Source organism: Magnetospirillum sp. UT-4, from assembly GCF_902729435.1.
Classification (GTDB): Bacteria; Pseudomonadota; Alphaproteobacteria; order Rhodospirillales; family Magnetospirillaceae; genus Magnetospirillum.
On sequence record NZ_CACVCG010000038.1, the window covers coordinates 45620 to 67773 of the forward strand.

A 22154-nucleotide genomic window follows, 5' to 3' on the forward strand; every position below is an offset into this window, starting at 1 on the left:
CAAGTCCTAGGCAGGACGGCCGCGCGGGCCGCAATCTTCGTCGATGGCCGCCAGCATGGCGGCCTGGGTCGGAGCGGCGGCCACCCGCACGGCCGCCCAGGGAAGCGCCGCCAGCGCTTCCGCCACCGCCGGGCTCAGGGCATAGGCGCGGATGCGCCCGGCATGTCCGGACAGCTCCGCCCGGGCGACAAGGGTAGCAAAGGTGGCGGCGGTGCGGGGAGAGAAAAACAGCGCCAGGTCGATCTCTCCGGCGGCCAGGGCGGCGGCCAGGGTCGGCGAGACCGCCTCGGCGGTGCGCGCCTCGTAAAGCACCAGGCGGCGGACGGCGAAGCCCGACCCGCTTAGCCGGCCCGAAAGGTCGCCGGCGGTGACGCTGCCGGCGGCATGCAGGAAGGGGCCGGCGGCGGGATCGCAGCGGGCGGCGACCAGGGCGGCCAGGGTCTCGACGTCGCCGCCGGCGCTTTCCACCCGGGCATAGCCCAGATCGCGGGCGGCCCGGGCGCTGGCATCGCCCACCGCCCACACCGGCAGGGCGCGGTCGGGGCAGGATTGCGCCAGGGCGCGGATACCGTTGGCCGAGGTCACCAGGATGCCCTGCGCCCCGTCCACCTCCACCACGGCGCCGGCAATGGGAACGATGTCCAGCAGCGGCTCGGTCACCACCGCATGCCCGCGCGTCTCCAGCTCCCGCGCCACCTCCTGGGCATCCTCGCGCGGGCGGGTGACGAGGACGCGCATGGGCGTCTAGCCGTTCTTGAAGTCGAAGAAGCCGGGACCGGCGACCGCCGCCAGCTCGGCCGCCGCGTCGTCACCCATGGCGGCGGCATCGGCGGCGCTGCCGGCGCGGGCGGTGGCGTGCACGGTGGCGCCGTCGGGGCTGACGATCAGGCCACGGAAGCGCAACGACCCGCCATCCAGCTCGGCCAGCGCCGCGATGGGGGTGCGGCACGAGCCGTCGAGGCGAGCGAGGAAGGCGCGCTCGGCGGTGATGCGGATCATGGTGGCGCCGTGGTTGAGGGCGGCGAGGAAGCGGTGCGCCCGCTCGTCGCCGCCGCGGCAGGTGATGCCGATGGCGCCCTGGGCCACCGCCGGCAGCATCTCCTCGGGCTCCAGCGCCGAGGCGGCGTGCCGGGCCAGGCCCAGGCGGTTCAGCCCGGCCATGGCCAGCAGGGTGGCGTCGACCGCACCCTCGCCCAGCTTGCGCAGGCGGCTCTGGACGTTGCCGCGGAAATTCACCACCTTGAGGTCGGGCCGCCGGTGCAGGATCTGGGCGGCGCGGCGCAAGGAGGCCGAGCCGATCACCGCGCCGGCCGGCAGCTCGGCCAGGGTCCTGGCCTTCAGGCAGATGAAGGCGTCGCGCACGTCCTCGCGCGGCAGCACGCAGGGCAGCACGATGCCGTCGGGCAGCACCGTGGGGACGTCCTTCATGGAATGGACCGCCAGGTCGATGCGGCCGTCCAGCATGGACTCGTCCAGCTCCTTGGTGAACAGGCCCTTGCCGCCGATCTCGGCCAGCGGGCGGTTCTGCACCAGGTCGCCGGTGGTCTGGATGACCTGGATGGCGATGGCGCCGGGCGCGGCCAGCTCGGGCCAGGCGGCGGCCAGGCGGTCGCGGGTCTCAACGGTCTGGGCCAACGCCAGGGGCGAGCCGCGGGTGCCGATGGTGAGGATAGGTGTGTCGCTCATGGTCCGGCTGTTGTAGGAAATGCTGCCGGTTCTGGAAAGGGGAAACGCATTTGATCGTGCTCGGGATCGAGACCAGTTGCGACGAGACGGCGGCGGCCCTGGTGCGCGACGACCGCGCGATCCTGGCCGAGCTGGTGCTGTCGCAGCTGGAGGAACACCGCCCGTTCGGCGGCGTAGTGCCCGAGATCGCCGCCCGCTCCCACCTGGAGCACGTCGACCGTCTGGTCGCCGGGGTGATGGCGCGGGCCGGGCTGTCCTTCGCCGAACTGGACGCGGTGGCGGCCACCGGCGGGCCCGGCCTGATCGGCGGGGTGATGGTGGGGGTGATGACCGCCAAGGCCATCGCCCTGGTGGCGGGCAAGCCCTTCCTGGCGGTCAACCACCTGGAAGGCCACGCCTTGACCGCCCGGCTGACCGAGTCCATCGCCTTCCCCTATCTGCTGCTGCTGGTCTCGGGCGGCCATTGCCAGCTGCTGGCGGTGCTGGGGGTGGGCGCGTACCGCCGGCTGGGCACCACCATCGACGACGCCGCCGGCGAGGCCTTCGACAAGGTGGCCAAGATGCTGGGCCTCGGCTATCCCGGCGGCCCGGCGGTGCAGCGGGCGGCCCAGACCGGCGATCCCGCCCGCTTCGCCCTGCCGCGGCCGATGAAGGGCCGGCCGGGCTGCGACTTCTCGTTCTCGGGGCTCAAGAACGCCGTGCGGCTGCTGGTGGAGGGCCTGCCCCGGCCGCTCGGCGAGCGCGACGCCGCCGACGTCGCCGCCGGCTTCCAGGCGGCGGTGGCGGAGTCGGTGGCCGAGCGCACCCGGCGCGCCATCGCCCTGTTCCGCGAGCGCTGGCCCGAGGGCCGCCACCTGGTGGTGGCCGGCGGCGTCGCCGCCAACACCGCCCTGCGCCAGGCCCTGACCGCCACGGCGGCGGAGGCCGGCATGGAGTTCCTGGCGCCGCCGCTGGCCTTGTGCACCGACAACGCCGCCATGATCGCCTGGGCCGGCATCGAGCGGCTGCGCCTCTGCCTGACCGATCCCCTGGACTTCGCCCCCCGTCCGCGCTGGCCCCTCGACCCCGGCGCCCCCAAGGCGCGCGGCGCCGGCGTGAAGGCGTAAGGCCATGCTCTATCCCTGGCTGATCGCCCAGGTGCCGCCCATGCCCGAGGACTGGACCCAGGCCTTCGAGGAGGCCATGGCCGAACTGGCCCGCCTGCACCTGCCGCCGAAATTCCGCGTCACCGCGGTGTTCGAGGCGCTGGGCACGCTGCGCTTCGAATGGAAGAATGCCGGCGAGGCCGAGACCGACATCAAGCGCATCGCGCTGCGACTGGCGGCCCGCACCGATTCCTGGGGCATCGACCCCACCGATGTGAGCTTCTAGGAGATCTTTCATGGACAATTTCGTCTTCCACAACCCGGTGAAGCTGCTGTTCGGCAAGGGCCAGATCGCCGCCCTGGGGCGCGAGATTTCTTCGGGCGCCCGGGTGCTGCTGGCTTACGGCGGCGGTTCGATCAAGGCCAACGGGGTGCATGGACAGGTGGTGGCGGCGCTGCGGGCGGCCGGCCATCCCTTCGTCGAGTTCGGCGGCATCGAGCCCAATCCCCGCTACGAGACGCTGATGCGGGCGGTGGCGCTGGCCCGCGCCGAGAAGTTGGATTTCGTGCTGGCGGTGGGCGGCGGCTCGGTGGCCGATGGCTGCAAGTTCATCGCCGCCGCCATTCCCTTCGCGGGTGAGCCGTGGGACATCCTGGCCCGCCACGCCAAGGTCGAGGCCGCCGCCGGGCTGGGGGTGGTGCTGACCCTGCCGGCCACCGGGTCCGAGATGAACGCCTACGCCGTCATCAGCCGCGAGGCGACGCGGGAGAAGCTGGCCTTCGGCTCGCCGCTGGTGACGCCGAAATTCTCGGTGCTCGACCCCGAAACCACCTTTTCGCTGCCCGCCCGCCAGCTCGGCAACGGCATCGTCGATGCCTTCGTCCACGTGCTCGAGCAGTATCTGACGGTGACCGGCGCCTCGCCGCTCAACGACCGCCTGGCCGAGGCGGTGATGACCACCCTGGTCGAGGTGGCGCCCCGGGCCATGGCGGTTCCCCCCGATTACGCCGCCCGCGCCGATTTGATGTGGTGTGCCACCATGGCGCTGAACGGGCTGATCGGCCAGGGCGTGCCGCAGGACTGGGCCACCCATTACATCGGCCACGAGCTGACGGCGCTGACCGGCATCGACCACGCCCGCACCCTGGCGGCGGTGTGGCCGGGGGTGGTGGCGGTGCGGCGCCAGGCCAAACGGGCCAAGCTGCTGCAGTTCGCGGCGCGGGTGTGGGGCCTGAGCGAGGCTGACGAGGAAACCCGCATCGACCAGGCCATCGCCCGCACCCGCGCCTTCTTCGACTCGGTGGGGGTGCCCACCGGCCTGGCCGCCTATGGCGTCGCCGCCGACATCCCCGAGATCATCGCCGGCCGGCTGGAGGCGCGCGGCGCCCTGCCGCTGGGCGAGGATGGCGGCGTCGATGCCGCCATGGTCCGGCGCATCCTGGACGCGGCCTGATGGCCCTCTCGACCCTGGTCCTGGGCGGTGCCCGCTCGGGCAAGAGCGCCCATGCCGAGGGGCTGCTGGCCGGCGGCCCCGCCCTCTACCTCGCCACCGGCCAGGCCTTCGACGACGAGATGGCGGCGCGCATCGGCGACCATCGCCGCCGCCGCGGCCCCGACTGGACCACCGTCGAGGAACCGCTGGAGCTGGCCGAAGCCCTCGACCGCCACCTGGATCCCCGGCGGCCGGTGCTGGTGGACTGCCTGACCCTGTGGATCAGCAACCTGATGCATGCCGGCCGCGACGTCGCCGCCGAAACCGAGAAGCTGGCCGAGGTGGTGGCCGACCCGGCCGGACCGGTGGTGCTGGTCTCCAACGAGGTCGGCCTCGGGCTGGTGCCGGACAATGCCCTGGGCCGCGCCTTCCGCGACCACCAGGGCCGGGTCAACCAGCGCATGGCCCAGGCCTGCCGCCGCGTGGTATTCGTCGCCGCCGGCCTTCCCCTCATTCTGAAGGACCAATCATGAGCCGCCGCAAGATTCCCGCCACCATCGTCACCGGCTTCCTGGGGGCGGGCAAGACCACCCTGGTGCGCCACCTGCTGGCCGAGAATCGGGGCCGCCGCATCGCCCTGATCGTCAACGAGTTCGGCGATGTCGGGGTGGATGGCGACCTGCTGGCCTCGTGCGGGGTGGCGGGCTGCCGCGAGGACGACATCGTCGAGCTGGCCAATGGCTGCCTGTGCTGCACCGTCGCCGACGAGTTCCTGCCGACCATGCAGAAGCTGGTGGACCGCGCCGATCCGCCTGACCATATCGTTATCGAAACGTCCGGCCTGGCGCTGCCCAAGCCGCTGGTCAAGGCCTTCCACTGGCCGGAGATCCGCTCGCGCGTCACCGTCGATGGGGTGGTGGCGGTGGTCGATGCCGGGGCGGTGGCGGCGGGGCGTTTCGCCGACGACCCGGAAGCCATGGCGCGGCCCGACCATGACAACCCGCTGGACGAGGTGTTCACCGACCAGCTCGCCTGCGCCGATCTGGTGCTGCTGAACAAGGCCGATCTGGTGGAAGCCGACGGCTACGCCGCCGCCCTGGCCGAGGTCTCGGGCCGCCTGCGCGCCGGGGTCAAGGTGGTGCGCACCCAGCGCGGCGCCGTCGATCCGCTGGTCGTCCTGGGCCTCGACGCGGCGGCCGAGGACGATCTGGCCGCCCGGCCCAGCCATCACGACGCCGAGGACGGCCACGACCACGACGATTTCGAAAGCTTCGCCGTCACCCTGCCGGAAGTGGCCGACGCCGACGCGCTGGAGGCCAGGCTGCTGGCCGCTATCGCCGGCCACGACATCCTGCGCCTGAAGGGCTTCCTGGCGGTGGAGGGCAAGGCCGCCCGCGCCGTGGTGCAGGCGGTCGGCACCCGCATCGAGCGCTGGTTCGACCGCCCGTGGAAACCGGGCGAGGAACGCCTCAGCCGCCTGGTGGTGATCGGCGCCCGGGGGCTGGACCGGGCCGCCATCGAGGCCCTTATTGTTCCGTGATCGGCCAGGGCCAGCATGTGTGACCAGCACCCGGCAGCAACACGAATGAACGCAGATCGGCACGGATGGGCACGGACATCGGATCGTCATCCGTGCCCATCCATGGGAGGCGAAGCCGTATCGGCGTCCATCCGTGTTGCTATTGGGCATTGGCCGCTCACCAAAACTCTCGGGAAGCGCTGATTCCATGCACCTGTTAGCCGCCCAGCCCGGCACCATCAGCGACGGAAGCGAAGCCATCGATCTCGGCCAGAGCCCGGGCGAGGTGGTGGTGCTGTCGGCCGCCGACACCGAGCTGTCGGCGCTGGCCGCCGCCCATGGGCAGGCGGGGGCGCCTTATCAGCTGCGGCTCGCCAATCTCGGCCGGCTGGGCCACCACATGTCGGTGGACCTGTACGTGGACGCGGTCATCGCCAAGGCGCGGCTGGTGGTGGTGCGGCTGCTGGGCGGGCGGTCCTATTGGCCCTATGGCATCGAGCAGATCGCCGCCGCCTGCCGCCGCGCCAATATCGCGCTGGCGCTGCTGCCCGGCGACGACAAGCCCGATCCCGACCTGGCCCGCGAGTGCACCCTGCCCGAGGAGAGCACCACCCGGCTGTGGCGCTATCTGGCCTTCGGCGGCCCGGCCAACGCGGCGCAGTTCCTGGCCTTCGCCGGCGGCCTGATCGGCCGCCCCGGCGAATGGCGCGAGCCGGCGCCGCTGCCGCCCGCCGGTCTTTGGCCCGACACGAGGTGGCGCCAGACCCGCGACCCGTCCCGGCCGGCGGCGGCGGTGGTGTTCTACCGCGCCCTGGCGCTGGCCGGCGACACCGCCCCGGTCGAGGCGCTGCTGGCGGCGCTGGCCGCCGAGGGGCTGGACGCGGTGGGGCTGTTCGTCCATTCCCTGAAGGACCCGGCCTCGGCGGCGGTGGTCGAAGAGGTGCTGGCCGATTTCGCCCCCGACGTGGTGGTCAACGCCACCGGCTTCGCCGTCGCCGCGCCGGGCCGGCCCGAGGATACGCCCTTCGCTGGCGCCGATTGCCCGGTGCTGCAGGTGGTGCTGGCGGCCGGGACCGAGGCCGAATGGCGCGACGGCACGCGGGGCCTGGGTCCGCGCGACATCGCCATGAACGTGGCGCTGCCCGAGGTCGATGGCCGCCTGTTGGCCGGGGCGGTGTCGTTCAAGGCCGCCTTGCGCGATCCCAATACCCAATGCGACCTCGCCCGCCACGCCCCGGTGGCCGACCGCGTCGCCCATGCCGCCGCCCTGGCCGCCGCCTGGGCTCGGCTGCGGCGCAAGGCCCCGTTTGAACGCCGGGTGATGATGGTGCTGGCCAATTATCCCAACCGTGACGGCCGCCTCGGCAACGGCGTCGGCCTCGACACCCCGGCGGGGACCATCCAGGTGCTGCGCGCCCTTGCCACGGCGGGCTATGACTTGAATCATATCCCGGCCGACGGCAACGCCCTGGTCGAGCTGCTGCAGGCCGGGCCGACCAACGACTGGCGGGCGCTGGCCGGGCGCGAGGTGCGCGAAAGCCTGGCCCTGCCCGACTACATGAGCTTCCTCGCCGAGCTGCCCGAGCCGGTGCAGCGGGCGGTGCGCGAGCGCTGGGGACCGCCCGAGGGCGACCCGTTCTTCCGCCCCGGCGAGGTGACCTGCGGCGCCTTTGTGATTTCAGTCATACGGTTCGGCAAGGTGGCGGTGGGCATCCAGCCGGCCCGCGGCTACAACGTCGATCCGGCCGCCAGCTACCACGACCCCGATCTGGTGCCGCCGCACAATTACCTGGCCTTCCACGCCTGGCTGCGCCGCGACTTCGCCGCCGACGCGGTGATCCACATGGGCAAGCACGGCAATCTGGAATGGCTGCCGGGCAAGGCGCTGGCGTTGTCGGCCGCCTGCTATCCCGCCGCCTGCCTGGGGCCGCTGCCCAACCTCTATCCCTTCATCGTCAATGACCCCGGCGAGGGTACGCAAGCCAAACGCCGCACCGGCGCGGTGATCATCGACCACCTGACGCCGCCGCTGACCCGGGCCGAGAGCTACGGCCCCCTGCGCGAGCTGGAGCGGCTGGTGGACGAATATTACGAGGCGGCCGGCCTCGACCCCCGCCGCCTCGCCGTGCTGAAGCGCGAGATCCTGTCGCTGGCCTCGGTGTCCGGCCTCGACGCCGATCTCGGCATCGACGCCCGGGACGATGCCGATACCGCCCTGGCCAAGCTGGACAACCACCTGTGCGAGCTGAAGGAGCTGCAGATCCGCGACGGCCTGCACGTCTTCGGCCTGTCGCCCGAGGGCGACCAGCGCACCGACCTGCTGGTGGCGCTGGCCCGGGTGCCGCGCGGCGGCGCGCCCGGCGATTCCTCGCTGCTGCGGGCGCTGGCGGCCGATCTCGGGCTCGCCTTCGATCCGCTCGATTGCGTGCTGGGGGATGCCTGGGAGGGTGCCCGACCGCGGGTGCTGGCGGAGCCACCCCCCCACCCAACCCTCCCCCGCGAGGGGGGAGGGCTCAAGGACATTACCCCCTCCCCCCTCGCGGGGGAGGGTCGGGGTGGGGGGGCCGCCTGGCGAACTGTCGGGGACACGGTGGAACGCCTGGAGGCCCTGGCCCGCGCCCTGGTGGCCGGTGAGCAACCCTGCGATCCCGCCTGGACCGCCACCGCCGCAGTTTTGGCCCAACTCCGCGACAGCCTGGCTCCGGCCGTGGATTGCTGCGGCGCCGCCGAGATCGCCGCGCTGCTGAAGGGACTGGACGGCCGCTTCGTGGCGCCCGGCCCGTCGGGGGCGCCGACCCGCGGCCGGCCCGACGTGCTGCCGACGGGGCGCAACTTCTATTCCGTCGACACCCGCACGGTGCCGACCCCGGCGGCCTGGAGCCTGGGCTGGAAATCGGCCCAGCTGCTGGTCGAGCGCCACCTGCAGGAACACGGCGACTGGCCGCGCAGCATCGGCCTGACCGCCTGGGGCACCAGCAACATGCGCACCGGCGGCGACGACATCGCGCAGGGACTGGCGCTGCTGGGGGTGCGGCCGTGCTGGGATGTCGGCTCGCGCCGGGTCACCGGGTTCGAGGTGATGCCGGCGGGTCTGCTCGACCGGCCGAGGGTGGACGTGACGCTGCGGGTCTCGGGCTTCTTCCGCGACGCCTTCCCCGACCTCATCAACCTGTTCGATTCGGCGGTGCGCGCGGTGGCGGCGCTGGATGAGCCCGAGGACGTCAACCCGCTGGCCGCCCGCGTGCGGGCCGATTCCGCGGCGCTGGGCGCGGATCGGGCGGCGGCGCGGGTGTTCGGCTCCAAGCCGGGGGCCTACGGCGCCGGGCTGCAGGCGCTGATCGACGAGCGGGGCTGGAGCGGCCCGGGCGACCTGGCCGAGGCCTATATCGCCTGGGGCGGCTGGGTCTATGGCGGCGGCTCCGAGGGCGCGGCCGGACAGGACCTGCTGCGCCACCGCCTGGCCGGCATCGAGGCGGTGGTGCAGAACCAGGACAACCGCGAGCACGATCTGCTCGATTCCGACGATTACTACCAGTTCGAGGGCGGCCTGGCGGCGGCGGTGGAACATGCCTCGGGCCGCGCCCCGGCGGTCTATCATCCCGACCATTCGCGCCCCGAATCCCCGCGCATCCGCACCCTCGAGGAGGAGATCGCCCGGGTGGTGCGCGGCCGCGCCGCCAATCCCAAATGGATCGAGGGGGTGATGCGCCACGGCTACAAGGGCGCCTTCGAGATGGCGGCGACGGTGGATTACCTGTTCGCCTTCGCCGCCACCACCCGCGCCGTCAAGCCGCACCACTTCGATCTGGTGGCCGAGGCCTATCTCGGGGACGAGCGGGTGGCGCAATTCCTGGCCGACAACAACCCGGCCGCCCTCGAGGAAATCCGCGCCCGCCTGCGCGAGGCGATGGCGCGGCGCATGTGGAGCCCGCGGCGCAACAGCCTGCGGACCCTGCTGGACCGGGAAATGTGACGGTTTTTGTTTTGCGTTGCGCCATGCAGCGCGTCGGTATAGGTGCTACCCTGTACAGGCTGACGGAAGACACATGACCATGCTGGATGCCCCGACCCTGGCCGAAAACCTGGCGACCGATGCCAAGATCCTGGCGCGCGGAGTGACGGTCCATTACGGCGCCAAGCAGGCGCTCAACGGGATCGACCTCGACATCGCCGGCAACCGGGTGACCGCCCTGATCGGGCCGTCGGGCTGCGGCAAGTCCACCTTCCTGCGCTGCCTCAACCGCATGAACGACACCGTCGCCGGCGCCCGCGTCGGCGGCATGGTGACGCTGGACGGCGAGCCGCTCTACGGCCCCGGCGCGCTGGATCCGGTGCTGCTGCGCATGCGGGTCGGCATGGTGTTCCAGAAGCCCAATCCTTTCCCCAAATCCATCTACGACAACGTCGCCTTCGGCCCGCGCATCCACGGCCTGTTCGCGCGCAAGGCCGATCTCGACGAGGCGGTGGAGCGGGCGCTGGAGCGGGCCGGGCTGTGGCACGAGGTCAAGGACCGCCTGCACGACCGCGCCACCGGCCTGTCGGGCGGGCAGCAGCAGCGCCTGTGCATCGCCCGCGCCATCGCGGTGGACCCCGAGGTGATCCTGATGGACGAGCCGTGCTCGGCCCTCGACCCCATCGCCACCGCCCGGGTCGAGGAGCTGATCGACGAGCTGCGCGACAATTTCGCCATCGTCATCGTCACCCATTCCATGCAGCAGGCGGCGCGCGTCTCGCAGCAGACGGCGTTCTTCCATTTGGGCAATCTGGTCGAGGTGGGGCCGACCGAGCGCATCTTCACCGCACCCGAGCACCAGCTCACCCAAGGCTACATCACCGGCCGCTTCGGCTGAGGAGTCCGTACCCATGCCAACCGTCGGCGACGACCACATCGTCAAGTCCTACGACGCCCAGCTGAAGACGCTTCGCGACATCCTGGCGCGCATGGGCGGCCTCGCCGAGGCCCAGCTGGACATGGCGCTGGCGGCGCTGGAGGCCCGCGATTCCGAGACCGCCATGAAGGTGAAGGCGGGCGATGCCGCGGTGGATGCCTGCGAACAGCAGGTCAACGAGCAGACCCTGCGCCTGCTGGCCCTCCGGGCGCCGCTGGCCGACGATTTGCGCCAGGTGGTGGCCGCCCTCAAGGTGGCGGGCAACCTCGAGCGGGTGGCCGACCATGCCGCCAGCGCGGCGCGCCGCACCGTCATCCTCAACGACAACCCGGCCATGGCTCCGACCCGTTCGCTGGTGCGCATGGGGCGGAAGGTCCAGGTCATGCTGCACGAGGTGCTGGGGGCCTATCTCGCCTACGACGCCGATACCGCCCTGGCGGTGCACGGCCGCGACCAGGAAATCGACGAGATGCACGCCAGCCTGTTCCGCGAAATCCTCACCTACATGATGGAGGATGCGCGCACCATCACCGCCGCCAGCCAGCTGATGTTCGTCGCCAAGACGTTTGAGCGCATCGGCGATCACGCCACCAACATCGCCGAGATGACCTATTTCCTGGTCACCGCCCGCCCCCTCGACCGCCACCGCCCCCGGCGCGACGTCTTCGACGGCGGGGTGTAAGGGCGGCGCCCCATGGGCGCCGATTCGGCTCATTCCGTATCCGTAGCCTCATCCTGAGGAGAGCGCGCAGCGCTCGTCTCGAAGGATGGGGCGGGCCATGGACATGCCGTGCGACGGGTCTCGTCCTTCGAGACGCCGCCTGCGGCGGCTCCTCAGGATGAGGCCTTCGAGACGCCGCCTGCGGCGGCTCCTCAGGATGAGGCCCGAATGATGCGAAGCCCCCGCAACGTCAGCGCCCTACTTCGCCGCCTCGGCCGCCTCGGCGGCGTCCACGAACAGCACGTTGACCTCGGTGGCGTTGGGGTCGGGGCGTTCCAGGATGATGCGGAAGCCGGCGGTGCCGCCCGGATCCAGGCTGTTCACCGGCGGCTGCGCCAGCTTCTCCTGCACCGGCTTCCTGTCGCGGTCCAGCAGGACCAGCTTCATGGTCGGCACCGGACGCTCGCGGTCCGAGACGTTGGCGATGATGCCGCGCACGATCAGCACTTCGGTATTGTTGTGGACGAAGCGCTCGGGCGTGCCGGCGTTGCGCAGTTCCAGGCCGGTTCCCGGCTTCTCGTGGCGCAGGCCGAGATCGGCCAGGATCTTGTGCGCCGGCGGCCACATGTCGACCACCCGGTCCTGGAAGTAATAGCCGGCGCCGCCGGCGCCGCCCAGCAGCAGCAGCAGCAGCAGCAGCCACAGGCCGCCGGTGCCCTTCTTGCCGTCGGGCTTGTTGGCGAACATGGTGGGGATGGGCTGCGGCGCGTCGGAATCGAGGTCGAGATCGGCCGGTTCGCCATCGGCCTTGGGCCGCGGGCCGAGATTGGGCACCGGCGGCGGCTCCATCTCGAAGTCCAGGTCCTCCTCGGCCTCGTGGGCCCGGGCCATGGACGCGGGCGTCTCGAACTCCAGATCGGGGTCGGGATCGCGCACCGGGTTGAAGCTGGCCCGCGGCGGCTCGGGCGCCGGGGCACGGGTCGGGGCGCGGGCCGGGGGGGCGGCGGCCGGAGCGGGCGCCGGACGGCGCGCCGGCGGCGGCGGAGCGGGACGCGGGGGGGCGATGGTGGCCAGCCCGACCGCCGGGGTCTGGAACCACCGGTGTCCGCACTTCGCGCATTTCAGCGTACGCCCTTCGGCCCCAAGGGCCTTGTCGGGCACGGAGAAATTGGTGGCGCAGTTGGGACAGCTGACTTGCATGCTCTCGGACGACCAGCCGGGACGACCTTCCTTATAGGCTTTAGGGCAATCCAACACAAGCGCGCGCTGGACGAGGTGCTCCGGCCCGTGTCATCCTTCGCGCCCATCGGGAGAAGCTACCGTGCGGCATCGCCCTCGTGGGGAACACATCATCCGGTTCGACGGCGTCGGACTGCGCTATGGCCTCGGACCCGAGGTCCTGCAGGACATCAATTTCGCGCTGCCGTCCGGGTCCTTCCATTTCCTCACCGGCGCCTCGGGCGCCGGCAAATCGTCGCTGCTCCGCCTGATGTATCTGGGCCTGCGCCCCAGCCGCGGGCGGGTGATGCTGTTCGACAAGGACATCGCGCTGACCAAGCGCTACGAACTGCCGGCGCTCCGGCGCCGCATCGGCGTGGTGTTCCAGGATTTCCGCCTGCTCGACCACCTGTCGGCGCTGGACAACGTGGCGCTGCCGCTCAGGGTGCGCGGCGTCCGGGAATCCGAGGTGCACAAGCACGTGCCCGAGCTGCTGGGCTGGGTCGGCCTGGCCGAGCACCTGAATGCCCGGCCATCGACCCTGTCGGGCGGCCAGAAGCAGCGCGTCGCCATCGCCCGCGCGGTGATCGGCCGGCCCGACCTGCTGCTCGCCGACGAGCCCACCGGCAACGTCGACGACCACATCGCCATGCGCCTTCTCTATCTGTTCGAGGAGTTGAACAAGCTGGGCACCACCGTGGTCATCGCCACCCACAACGAGCATCTGGTGGGCCGCTTCGCCCACCATTCCCGCCTGCATCTCGAGCACGGCACCGTGCGGCAGGGGAGCTGAGAGGTGTTCGGCCGCCGCTCCGAACTGCCGCTCAAGGGCGACGCCACCAGCAAGTTCCTGCCCTGGCTGGTGGCGCTGATGGTCTATCTGTCGGCGGTGGCGGTGGCGGCGGTGTTCGTGCTCAACGGGTTGATCGACCGCTGGGACCGCGACGTCGCCGGCACGCTGACCGTCCAGGTGATGCCGGTGCCGGGCGAATCCGGCGACGCCCTGACCGAGGAGCGGGTGCGCCAGGCGGTGGAGCTGATCCGCCGCACCCACGGGGTCGAGGCCGTGCGCGCGCTGGACAAGCGCCAGATCACCGCGCTGCTGGAACCCTGGCTGGGCAGCGCCGACGTGGTCAAGGATTTGCCGCTGCCGCGCCTCATTGATGTCTCCGTCGATCCCGGCGTCCGTCTCGACCTCGGATTGCTGGCGGAGCGCCTGGGCAAGGCCGTGCCCGGGGTCAGCCTGGACGACCATCGGGTCTGGCTGTCGCGCCTGATCAACCTGTCGCGCACCACCGGCTGGGTGGCCATCGCCATCGTCGTCCTGATCGGCTGCGTCACCTCGGCCACGGTGATCTACGCCACCCGCACCGGCATGGCGGTCAACCGCGGCATCATCGAGGTGCTGCACCTGATCGGGGCGCGCGACGACTACATCGCCCGCCAGTTCGCCGACCGCGCCTTCGCGCTGGGCTTTGCCGGCGGGGTCCTGGGCCTGGCCCTGGCGGTGCCGACGCTGACCATGATCGGCTGGGCGGCGCGGCGGGTCGAGGGCGGCTTCCTGCCGCAGCTGACGGTGTCCCTGCCGGGCTGGGTGGTGGTGGCGCTGCTGCCGCTGGCGGCGGCGCTGCTGGCCATGCTCACCGCCCGCCTCACCGTCCACGGCACCCTGGCGCGGATGCCATGACCGGCGCGGTCTTCCGGTGGCGCACCCTGCTGCGCCTGGGGGGGCGCGGACTCACCGCGCTGGTGGCGCTGGCGGCGGCGTGGGCGGCCGGATTCCTGTGGTTCGTCGCCACCCTGCCCGACCGGGTCGAGGATCCGCTCTCGCGCACCGACGCCATCGTCGTGCTGACGGGCGGGAGCGAACGCCTGGCCACCGGCCTGGCGCTGCTGGAGGCCGGGCGCTCCGGCACCCTGTTCGTGTCCGGGGTGCATCCCGGCGTCGAACCCGGCGACCTGATGCGCCAGGCTCCGGCCGCCGGGTCGGGCGCGGCCGGGGCGATGGTGCTGGGCCATGCCGCCGACGATACCGTCGGCAACGCCACCGAGACCGCCGCCTGGGTGTCGGGCAGCCGCGTCGGCTCGCTCCGGCTGGTCACCGGCGCCTATCACATGCCGCGCTCGCTGCTGGAGTTCCGCCGCGCCATGCCGGGCATCCGCATCGTGCCGCATCCGGTGTTCCCCGACACGGTGAAAAGCCGCGAATGGTGGCGCTGGCCGGGCACGGCGGCCTTGCTTGCCACCGAGTATTCGAAGTATCTGGCGGCCATGGCCCGCCACTGGTTCCTGCCGCGAAAGCCGACCACGCCGTGACTCAATTCCGCTCGCTGCTGTTCTTCGTCGCCCTCCAGGTGTGGACCCTGGGGCTGGGCACCCTCTACCTGCCGCTGCTGCTGGCCCCCCGCGCCGCCGCCACCGCCGCCGCCAAGGTCTGGGTGCGGGGCGTGTTCGTCCTGCTGAAGACTCTGTGCGGGCTGTCGTGGCAGGTGCGGGGCACGCCGCCGGCCGGGGCCGCCCTGGTCGCCTCGAAGCACCAGTCGACGCTGGAGACCTTCGCCTACCGGCTGATCCTGTCCGACCCGGCGGTGATCCTGAAGAAGGAGCTGCTGCGCATTCCCATCTTCGGCTGGTACCTGGGCAAGACCGGAGTGATCGCCATCGACCGCGCCGCCGGCACCCGGGCGCTGAAGGACATGGTCAAGGGCGCCGGCGAGGCCGTCGCCGAGGGCCGCCAGGTGCTGATCTTCCCCGAGGGCCACCGCATGGACGTGGGCGAGGCCCCCGACTACCACAGCGGCGTGGCCATGCTGTACGCGGCCTTGGGGGTGGCCTGCGTGCCGGCGGCGCTGAACACCGGCATGTTCTGGGGCCGCGGCAGCCTGGCCAAGCGCCCCGGCATCGCCACCATCGAATTCCTCGAGCCGATCCCCCCGGGACTGGACCGCAAGGCCTTCATGGCCGAGCTGCAGCGCCGCATCGAGGAGGCCAGCGCCCGCCTGGCCGACGAGGCGCGGGCGGGCTGACCCGCCGGACCCTGGTCCTACCATCCCCTGTGGATAGCTTTGTGGACTTCGCCCTCGGGCGGTGACCCGATAGCCCTGTGGACAAGCGGGGATAACCCCTTCTTGCCGTGTGGAATCAACGGCTTGCCCTGTGGAAACGAAATAAGAACATTAACTCTTGACGGGCCTCGCGGCGGAGTCCTAGACTGCCCCCGAGCCGCCGGAATGCGCGGATTTCCAACAATTTTTCCGAAAAGGCCGGGGGTGGCGCCGAGCCCCCGTCCCGGATGTGGAGGACAGGCCATGACCCAGGTTGCCGCCATCTCCCAGCAGATCTGGGACATGAAGTACCGGCTGAAGGCCGCCGACGGCACGCCTGTGGACAAGACCATCGAGGATTCGTGGCGCCGCGTCGCCCGCGCGCTGGCCGCGGCCGAGGCCGACCCGGCGGCGTGGGAGGAGCGGTTCTATGCGGTGCTCGCGGATTTCAAGTTCCTGCCCGCCGGCCGCATCCTGTCGGGGGCCGGCAGCGAGCGGCGCGTCACCCTGTTCAACTGCTTCGTCATGGGCGACATCCCCGACGACATGGCCGGCATCTTCGAGCATTTGAAGGAAGCCGCCCTGACCATGCAGCAGGGCGGCGGCATCGGCTACGATTTCTCGACGCTGCGGCCCAAGGGGGCGCATGTGAAGGGGGTCGGCGCCGACGCCTCGGGGCCGCTGTCGTTCATGGACGTGTGGGACGCCATGTGCCGCACCATCATGAGCGCCGGCTCGCGCCGCGGCGCCATGATGGCGACCATGCGCTGCGACCACCCCGACATCGAGGCCTTCATCGACGCCAAGCGCGAGGCCGGGCGGCTGCGCATGTTCAACCTGTCGGTGCTGGTCACCGATGCCTTCATGGCCGCCGTCAAGCAGGACGCGGCCTGGGAGCTGACCTTCAACGGCACCGTCTACAAGTCGCTGCCGGCCCGCGCCCTGTGGGACCGCATCATGCGCGCGACCTACGCCTATGCCGAACCCGGGGTGATCTTCATCGACCGCATCAACCGGCTGAACAACCTGCATTACTGCGAAACCATCCATGCCACCAATCCGTGTGGCGAACAGCCGCTGCCACCCTATGGCGTCTGCCTGCTGGGCTCGGTCAACCTGGCCAAGCTGGTGCTCGATCCGTTCGAGGACGGGGCCCGCCTGGACCTCGGCGCCCTGAGGGAGATCGTGCGGGTGGCGGTGCGGATGATGGACAACGTCATCGACGTCTCGCGCTTTCCCCTCGACCAGCACGAGCGCGAGGCCCGGGCCAAGCGGCGCATCGGCCTGGGGGTCACCGGCCTGGCCGACGCCCTGATCCTGTGCGGCGCGCGCTACGGCGGCAAGGAGGCGATCCGGCTGACCGAGCAGTGGATGGCGGCGATCCGGCGCGAGGCCTATCTCGCCTCGGCCGAACTGGCCGCCGAGAAGGGGGCCTTTCCGCTCTACGAGAAGGAAAGCTACCTGGCCGGCGAGACCGTGCGCTCGCTCGATGCCGACGTCCAGGCGGCCATCGCCGAGCACGGCATCCGCAACGCCCTGCTGACCTCCATCGCGCCGACCGGCACCATCTCGCTGTTCGCCGACAACGTCTCGTCGGGCCTCGAGCCGGTGTTCAGCTTCGCCTATACCAGGGGCGTCCTGCAGCGCGACGGCACGCGGCGCGAGGAAGAGGTGACCGACTACGCCTACCACCTGTTCCGCCGCCTGAAGGGCGAGACCGCGCCGCTGCCGTCCTATTTCGTCGATGCCCAGCGCCTCTCGCCCGGCGAGCACGTGGTGATGCAGGCGGCGGTGCAGAAGTACATCGATTCCTCCATCTCCAAGACCATCAACGTGCCCGAGAGCATCGCCTTCGACGCCTTCCGCGACGTCTATGAGCAGGCCTACGAGCTGGGCTGCAAGGGCTGCACCACCTATCGCCCCAACGACGTCACCGGCGCCGTGCTGGAGGTGCGGAAGGAGGCGGAGCCCGCCGCCGACCCGGCCGAGCCGCAGCTGCCGCTGGAGAAGGTCGCGCCGCGCCCCGAGGACCACCTGGAGGCCGGCGCGGTGATCCACCTCACCCGCCCCCTCGACCGCCCCGAGGAGCTGCCGGGCAAGACCTACAAGGTGCGCTGGCCGGAAAGCGAGCACGCCATGTACATCACCATCAACGACGTCATCCAGGACGGCCGCCGCCGCCCCTTCGAGGTGTTCATCAATTCCAAGAACATGGAGCATTACGCCTGGACGGTGGCGCTGACCCGCATGATCTCGGCGGTGTTCCGCAGGGGCGGCGACGTCGCCTTCGTGGTCGAGGAGCTGAAGGCGGTGTTCGACCCCCGGGGCGGCCAATGGGTGGGCGGCCGCTACGTGCCCTCGCTGCTGGCCGCCATCGGCGAGGTCATCGAGCGCCACATGATCGACATCGGCTTCCTGCCCGACCCCAAGGCGGCGCGCGAGCCGCCGGAAGCGCGGGACCAGCGGAAGGTGGTCAATCTGGGCGATTCCCGCCTGCGCCATTGCCCCAAATGCAACCAGCCGGCGCTGATCCGGTCCGAGGGCTGCGATACCTGCACGTCGTGCGGCTATTCCAAGTGCGGGTGATGTGGATTCACCACAGAGGCACAGAGGACACGAAGAAATTCAGGGTAGGGACTCTGCCGCCAGGGCGATCGGCTGAAGGGATTGGTCCCACCAAGAGGTCGTCATTCCCGCGAAGGCGGGAATCCATGCGTCCGCATATGCGGCTTCCGACCTTGGTTTTCACTTGTTTCAACCATGGATCCCCGCCTTCGCGGGGATGACGAAAAATCTGCGAGACGATCATCCTTCACCGGTTTGCCGCAAATACCACCGTCTTCGTGTCCTTCGTGTCTTCGTGGTGAATCCTCCTTGCCCGAAACCCTCCGTCTCGACAAGTGGCTGTGGTTCGCGCGGTTCTTCAAGAGCCGCAGCCTGGCCGCCGCGGTGGTCGAATCCGGCGCGGTGCGCCTGAACGGCGTCGGCGTGGCGAAGCCCTCGCACCCGGTGAGGCCCGGCGACGAGCTGGTGTTTCCCACCGGCCCGAAACGCCGCCGCGTCACTGTCCTGGCGCTGCCCGAGCGCCGCGGCCCGGCCGCCGCGGCCCGGGCCAGTTACCGCGAGGAGGAACCGCCGCCGCCGGACCCGGACGAATTCGGACGCCGGCGCGCTGGAAATTCCGCCAAAACTCCCTAAACTGCCGCTCGCCCGTCACCGCAAGCGAGAAGACTCCCCCCATGGAATGGCTCAGCGACCCCCAGATCTGGATCAGCCTGCTGACCCTGTCGGCGTTGGAGATCGTGCTCGGCATCGACAATCTGGTCTTCCTGGCCATCCTGGCCGACCGCCTGCCGGAGGAGCAGCGGCCGCTGGCGCGCAAGCTGGGCCTGGCCTTCGCCCTGGTGACGCGGCTGATGTTGCTGGCCTCGCTGGCCTGGATCGTCGGCCTGGTCGAGCCGGTGTTCAGCGTCCTCGGCCACGCGGTGTCGTGGCGCGACATCATCCTGATCGGCGGCGGCGTCTTCCTGCTGGCCAAGGCCACCCATGAAATCCACGGCTCGCTGGAAGGCGAGGGGGAGGGCGACGACGGCGCCGTGGCCCCGGCCGTCGCCGCGGGTTTCACCGCCACCATCATCCAGATCGGCATTCTCGACATCGTCTTTTCGCTGGATTCGGTCATCACCGCGGTGGGCATGGTCGATCAGCTGCCGGTGATGGTGGCGGCGGTGGTCATCGCCATGATCATCATGCTGGTGGCCGCCGGCCCGCTGTCGGCCTTCGTTTCCAAGCACCCGACGGTGAAGATGCTGGCGCTGTCCTTCCTGCTGCTGGTGGGCATGTCGCTGGTGGCCGAGGGCATGGGCGTCCACATTCCCAAGGGCTACCTCTACTTCGCCATGGGCTTCTCGGTGGCGGTCGAGGCCCTCAATCTCGCCGCCCGCCGCCGCCGCAAGCCGGTGAAGCTGCGCAACTCGTTGTAAGAAACCCTTCGGCCGCTGGGGTTGAGCCGGCCCCCGGCCTATGGTATCGCATGCGGCGGCGGCCGGTTGCCCGCCGCCGCATGTGCGGGAGTCCGGGATGTTCGCTCGCCTGAAGGAAATGCTTGCCGGCGGCAGCGCCGAGGACCCCGAGATGCGGCTGCGCCGGGCGGCGTCGGCGCTGCTGGTCGAAGCCGCCACCCTGGACGGCCGCCTCGAGGAGGGCGAGCGCGCCCGGGTCGAGATGCTGCTGGCCGAACGGTTCGCCATTCCGCCGGCCCAGGCCGCCGAGCTGTTCGCCGAAGGCTGCCAGATGGTGGCCGATTCGGTGGAGCTTTACGAGAATACCAGGATCATCAAGGACAGTTTCGATCAGGCCGAGCGGGCGCGGATGATGGAGATGCTGTGGGAAGTGGTCTATGCCGACGGCTTCCTCCATGATTACGAGGCCAATCTGATGCGCCGCATCGCCGGCCTTCTCTACGTGCCCGATCGCGAATCCGGCGAGGCGCGCAAGCGCGCGCTGGCCCGCCTCGGCCTCGACAAGGGTCTCGCCTGACCGGGCGATTTCAGCGGAGTGAACCCATGACGTACGTGGTTACCGAGAACTGCATCAAGTGCAAGTACCAGGATTGTGTCGAAGTCTGCCCGGTGGACTGCTTCTACGAGGGCGAGAACTTCCTGGCCATCAATCCCGACGAATGCATCGATTGCGGCGTGTGCGAGCCGGAATGCCCGGCCGAGGCCATCTTCGCCGATTCCGATCCGCGCACCGCCGACTGGCTCCAGTTGAACCGCGACTACGCCGCGCAATGGCCCAACATCACCAAGAAGGGACCGGTGCCGGCCGACGCCGAAGAATGGAAGAACAAGCCGGGCAAGGCCGCCCTGCTGTCGCCCAATCCCGGCAAGTAGCGCCGCAACGCTGGATTCCCGGGCCCGGCCCGCCGATTCCGGCGGCCGGGCTTTTTCACTGGGATTCGGTCGGACGCTTATGATATAAGAACCAGTCCGTCGTACCTTGCCCCTGATCAGGCCTTCCGGAATGGCCTCGTCGGCACCGTGCGGCAATCGGGCGGCCCGGTCCGCCCCCAGTGAACAACCAGACGTAACCGTCTTCCGCCCGTCGTGGACGCGGCCGGAATCCCCGCCTGTGTCGCGGGTCCGGTTCGCTTGCCCGGTGTGGCGGCCCAGTTCGAGGATGAGAGCAGATGTCGAGCGTTTCTTTCGCCGAAGGGGATTACGTGGTGTACCCCACCCATGGCGTCGGCCAGGTGGTGTCCATCGAGAACCAGGAAATCGGCGGCATGAAGCTGCAACTGTTCGTGATCACCTTCGACCGCGACCGCATGACTCTGCGGGTGCCGGTGGCCAAGGCCACCAAGTCGGGCCTGCGCAAGCTGTCCTCGCCGACGGTGATGGATACCGCGCTGTCGACGTTGAAGGGCCGCGCCAAGGTCAAGCGCACCATGTGGAGCCGCCGCGCCCAGGAATACGAGGCCAAGATCAATTCCGGCGACCCGGTCTCCATCGCCGAGGTGGTGCGCGACCTGCACCGCAACGCCAACCAGCCCGACCAGTCCTATTCCGAGCGCCAGATCTACGAGGCGGCGCTCGAGCGCCTGGCCTCGGAACTGGCCGCGGTCGAGCGCATCGACACCCAGGCCGCCACCGCCATGCTGGAAAAGCTGCTCGACGCCGCTTAAACCCGCGTTGACGCGATCTCTCGCGCCTGCGACCATGCCCCTGCTGCGGATGGTGGGGCCGTCCGCGGCGGGGTTCTTAGGGCAGGGCGGACTTAAGTGTCGGACAACAACGTATTCGCGACGCTGCGCGGCTGCGGGCGCATCTGGGCCGTGGCGGCGATCCATGGCGAGATCGAGCGTCTCAGGGCCTTGCATGCCCATCTGGCCGCCGAATTGCGGCCGGGCGACCAGCTGGTCTATTGCGGCGACTACCTGGGCTACGGGCCGCAGGTGCGCGAGACGGTGGACGAGCTGCTGCTGTTCCGCCGCGCCATCCTGGCCCGCCCGGGGGTCGAAATCGACGATCTGGTCTATCTGCGCGGCACCCAGGAGGAGATGTGGCAGAAGCTGCTGCAGCTCCAGTTCGCCCCCAACCCGGCGGACGTGCTGCACTGGATGGCCGGGCACGGCATCGCCGCCACCCTGGCCGCCTATGGCGGCAGCATCGAGGAAGGCGAACTGGCCGCCCGCGACGGCATCCTGTCGCTGACCCGCTGGACCAGCAACCTGCGTCAGAGCATGCGCGGCCATGACGGCCACACGGCGCTGATGAGCGTGCTGCGCCACGCCGCCTACACCGATTCGGGCACGCTGCTGTTCGTCCATGCCGGCATCGATCCGAGCCGGCCGCTCTCGGCCCAGATGGACGCCTTCTGGTGGGGCTCCGCCGGGTTCGAGCTGCTCGACGGCCAATACGGCGGCTTCAAGCTGGTGGTGCGCGGCTCGGACCGCCGCCGCGGCGGCGTACGGGTCGGCGCCTTCACCGCCACCCTGGACGCCGGCTGCGGCTTCGGCGGCCCGCTGACCGCCGCCTGCTTCGACGGCGAGGGGCAGATCGTGAAGATGATCGAGGCCTGACAGGGTCAGGAGCCGGGCGAACAGGCCAGGCGGCGT

General features: G+C 70.6%; 22 protein-coding genes. 19 read left to right on the plus strand and 3 right to left on the minus strand.

Annotation, left to right across the window (positions count from 1 at the left end; all coding sequences use genetic code 11):
* Positions 1–6: 6 nt before the first annotated feature.
* Positions 7–738, minus strand: a complete 732-nt coding sequence (locus MTBUT4_RS04140) for a uroporphyrinogen-III synthase (RefSeq protein WP_173978398.1) — start codon at positions 736–738, stop codon at positions 7–9.
* A gap of 6 nt (positions 739–744) precedes the next feature.
* Entirely contained in the window at positions 745–1686 is a 942-nt protein-coding gene (gene hemC, locus MTBUT4_RS04145; RefSeq protein ID WP_173978399.1) for a hydroxymethylbilane synthase, read from the minus strand.
* Positions 1687–1736: 50 nt separating this feature from the next.
* On the opposite strand from hemC, the gene tsaD reads away from it, so the two are divergent.
* The 8 genes from tsaD (at position 1737) to phoU (ending at position 11294) form a co-directional block, all read left to right on the plus strand.
* Positions 1737–2792 (plus strand): tRNA (adenosine(37)-N6)-threonylcarbamoyltransferase complex transferase subunit TsaD, encoded by a 1056-nt coding sequence (gene tsaD / locus MTBUT4_RS04150; RefSeq protein ID WP_173978400.1) that lies wholly within the window; start codon positions 1737–1739, stop codon positions 2790–2792.
* Between the two features lie 4 nt (positions 2793–2796).
* Positions 2797–3057: a hypothetical protein gene (locus tag MTBUT4_RS04155; RefSeq protein ID WP_173978401.1), complete on the plus strand. Its 261-nt coding sequence runs from the start codon at positions 2797–2799 to the stop codon at positions 3055–3057.
* Positions 3058–3067: 10 nt separating this feature from the next.
* Positions 3068–4225: an iron-containing alcohol dehydrogenase gene (locus MTBUT4_RS04160; protein ID WP_173978402.1), complete on the plus strand. Its 1158-nt coding sequence runs from the start codon at positions 3068–3070 to the stop codon at positions 4223–4225.
* Positions 4225–4737, plus strand: a complete 513-nt coding sequence (gene cobU, locus MTBUT4_RS04165) for a bifunctional adenosylcobinamide kinase/adenosylcobinamide-phosphate guanylyltransferase (RefSeq protein WP_173978403.1) — start codon at positions 4225–4227, stop codon at positions 4735–4737. The genes MTBUT4_RS04160 and cobU overlap by 1 nt, the downstream gene beginning before the upstream one ends.
* Positions 4734–5744 carry a cobalamin biosynthesis protein CobW gene (gene cobW, locus MTBUT4_RS04170; protein WP_173978404.1) on the plus strand — a complete coding sequence of 337 codons (1011 nt, stop codon included), beginning with the start codon at positions 4734–4736 and terminating at the stop codon, positions 5742–5744. The genes cobU and cobW overlap by 4 nt, the downstream gene beginning before the upstream one ends.
* 187 nt (positions 5745–5931) lie before the next feature.
* Complete coding sequence (gene cobN / locus MTBUT4_RS04175; RefSeq protein WP_173978405.1) at positions 5932–9696, plus strand: cobaltochelatase subunit CobN; 3765 nt, start codon at positions 5932–5934, stop codon at positions 9694–9696.
* A gap of 73 nt (positions 9697–9769) precedes the next feature.
* The gene (gene pstB, locus MTBUT4_RS04180; protein WP_173978406.1) at positions 9770–10573 is read left to right on the plus strand and encodes a phosphate ABC transporter ATP-binding protein PstB; all 804 of its coding nucleotides are present in this window, start codon (positions 9770–9772) and stop codon (positions 10571–10573) included.
* Between the two features lie 13 nt (positions 10574–10586).
* A complete protein-coding gene (phoU, locus tag MTBUT4_RS04185; RefSeq protein WP_173978407.1) occupies positions 10587–11294 on the plus strand; it encodes a phosphate signaling complex protein PhoU in 708 nt (235 codons plus the stop codon).
* A 237-nt stretch (positions 11295–11531) separates the two neighbouring features.
* Here phoU and MTBUT4_RS04190 read toward each other — a convergent pair whose 3' ends face one another.
* Positions 11532–12473 carry a DUF3426 domain-containing protein gene (locus tag MTBUT4_RS04190; protein WP_173978408.1) on the minus strand — a complete coding sequence of 314 codons (942 nt, stop codon included), beginning with the start codon at positions 12471–12473 and terminating at the stop codon, positions 11532–11534.
* A 121-nt stretch (positions 12474–12594) separates the two neighbouring features.
* Between MTBUT4_RS04190 and ftsE the strand changes: the two genes are divergently transcribed.
* From ftsE to MTBUT4_RS04245, 11 genes are all read left to right on the plus strand, one after another.
* Positions 12595–13284 (plus strand): cell division ATP-binding protein FtsE, encoded by a 690-nt coding sequence (gene ftsE, locus MTBUT4_RS04195; protein ID WP_173978409.1) that lies wholly within the window; start codon positions 12595–12597, stop codon positions 13282–13284.
* A gap of 3 nt (positions 13285–13287) precedes the next feature.
* The gene (locus MTBUT4_RS04200; protein WP_173978410.1) at positions 13288–14178 is read left to right on the plus strand and encodes an ABC transporter permease; all 891 of its coding nucleotides are present in this window, start codon (positions 13288–13290) and stop codon (positions 14176–14178) included.
* Positions 14175–14807, plus strand: coding sequence for a YdcF family protein (locus MTBUT4_RS04205; RefSeq protein ID WP_173978411.1), 633 nt, complete (start codon positions 14175–14177; stop codon positions 14805–14807). The genes MTBUT4_RS04200 and MTBUT4_RS04205 overlap by 4 nt, the downstream gene beginning before the upstream one ends.
* Complete coding sequence (locus MTBUT4_RS04210; protein ID WP_173978412.1) at positions 14804–15517, plus strand: 1-acyl-sn-glycerol-3-phosphate acyltransferase; 714 nt, start codon at positions 14804–14806, stop codon at positions 15515–15517. The genes MTBUT4_RS04205 and MTBUT4_RS04210 overlap by 4 nt, the downstream gene beginning before the upstream one ends.
* Positions 15518–15799: 282 nt before the next feature.
* Positions 15800–18121, plus strand: a complete 2322-nt coding sequence (locus tag MTBUT4_RS04215) for an adenosylcobalamin-dependent ribonucleoside-diphosphate reductase (protein ID WP_173978413.1) — start codon at positions 15800–15802, stop codon at positions 18119–18121.
* Between the two features lie 288 nt (positions 18122–18409).
* Positions 18410–18733, plus strand: coding sequence for an RNA-binding S4 domain-containing protein (locus MTBUT4_RS04220; protein ID WP_254434732.1), 324 nt, complete (start codon positions 18410–18412; stop codon positions 18731–18733).
* 41 nt (positions 18734–18774) lie between these two features.
* Positions 18775–19518, plus strand: a complete 744-nt coding sequence (locus MTBUT4_RS04225) for a TerC family protein (RefSeq protein WP_173978415.1) — start codon at positions 18775–18777, stop codon at positions 19516–19518.
* Positions 19519–19615: 97 nt separating this feature from the next.
* On the plus strand, positions 19616–20074 hold the full coding sequence (locus tag MTBUT4_RS04230) for a TerB family tellurite resistance protein (RefSeq protein ID WP_173978416.1): 459 nt from the start codon (positions 19616–19618) through the stop codon (positions 20072–20074).
* A 26-nt stretch (positions 20075–20100) separates the two neighbouring features.
* On the plus strand, positions 20101–20430 hold the full coding sequence (gene fdxA, locus MTBUT4_RS04235) for a ferredoxin FdxA (protein ID WP_173978417.1): 330 nt from the start codon (positions 20101–20103) through the stop codon (positions 20428–20430).
* A gap of 296 nt (positions 20431–20726) precedes the next feature.
* Positions 20727–21221, plus strand: coding sequence for a CarD family transcriptional regulator (locus MTBUT4_RS04240; protein ID WP_173978418.1), 495 nt, complete (start codon positions 20727–20729; stop codon positions 21219–21221).
* 96 nt (positions 21222–21317) lie between these two features.
* Complete coding sequence (locus tag MTBUT4_RS04245; RefSeq protein ID WP_173978419.1) at positions 21318–22118, plus strand: hypothetical protein; 801 nt, start codon at positions 21318–21320, stop codon at positions 22116–22118.
* The last annotated feature ends 36 nt before the right edge of the window (positions 22119–22154 follow it).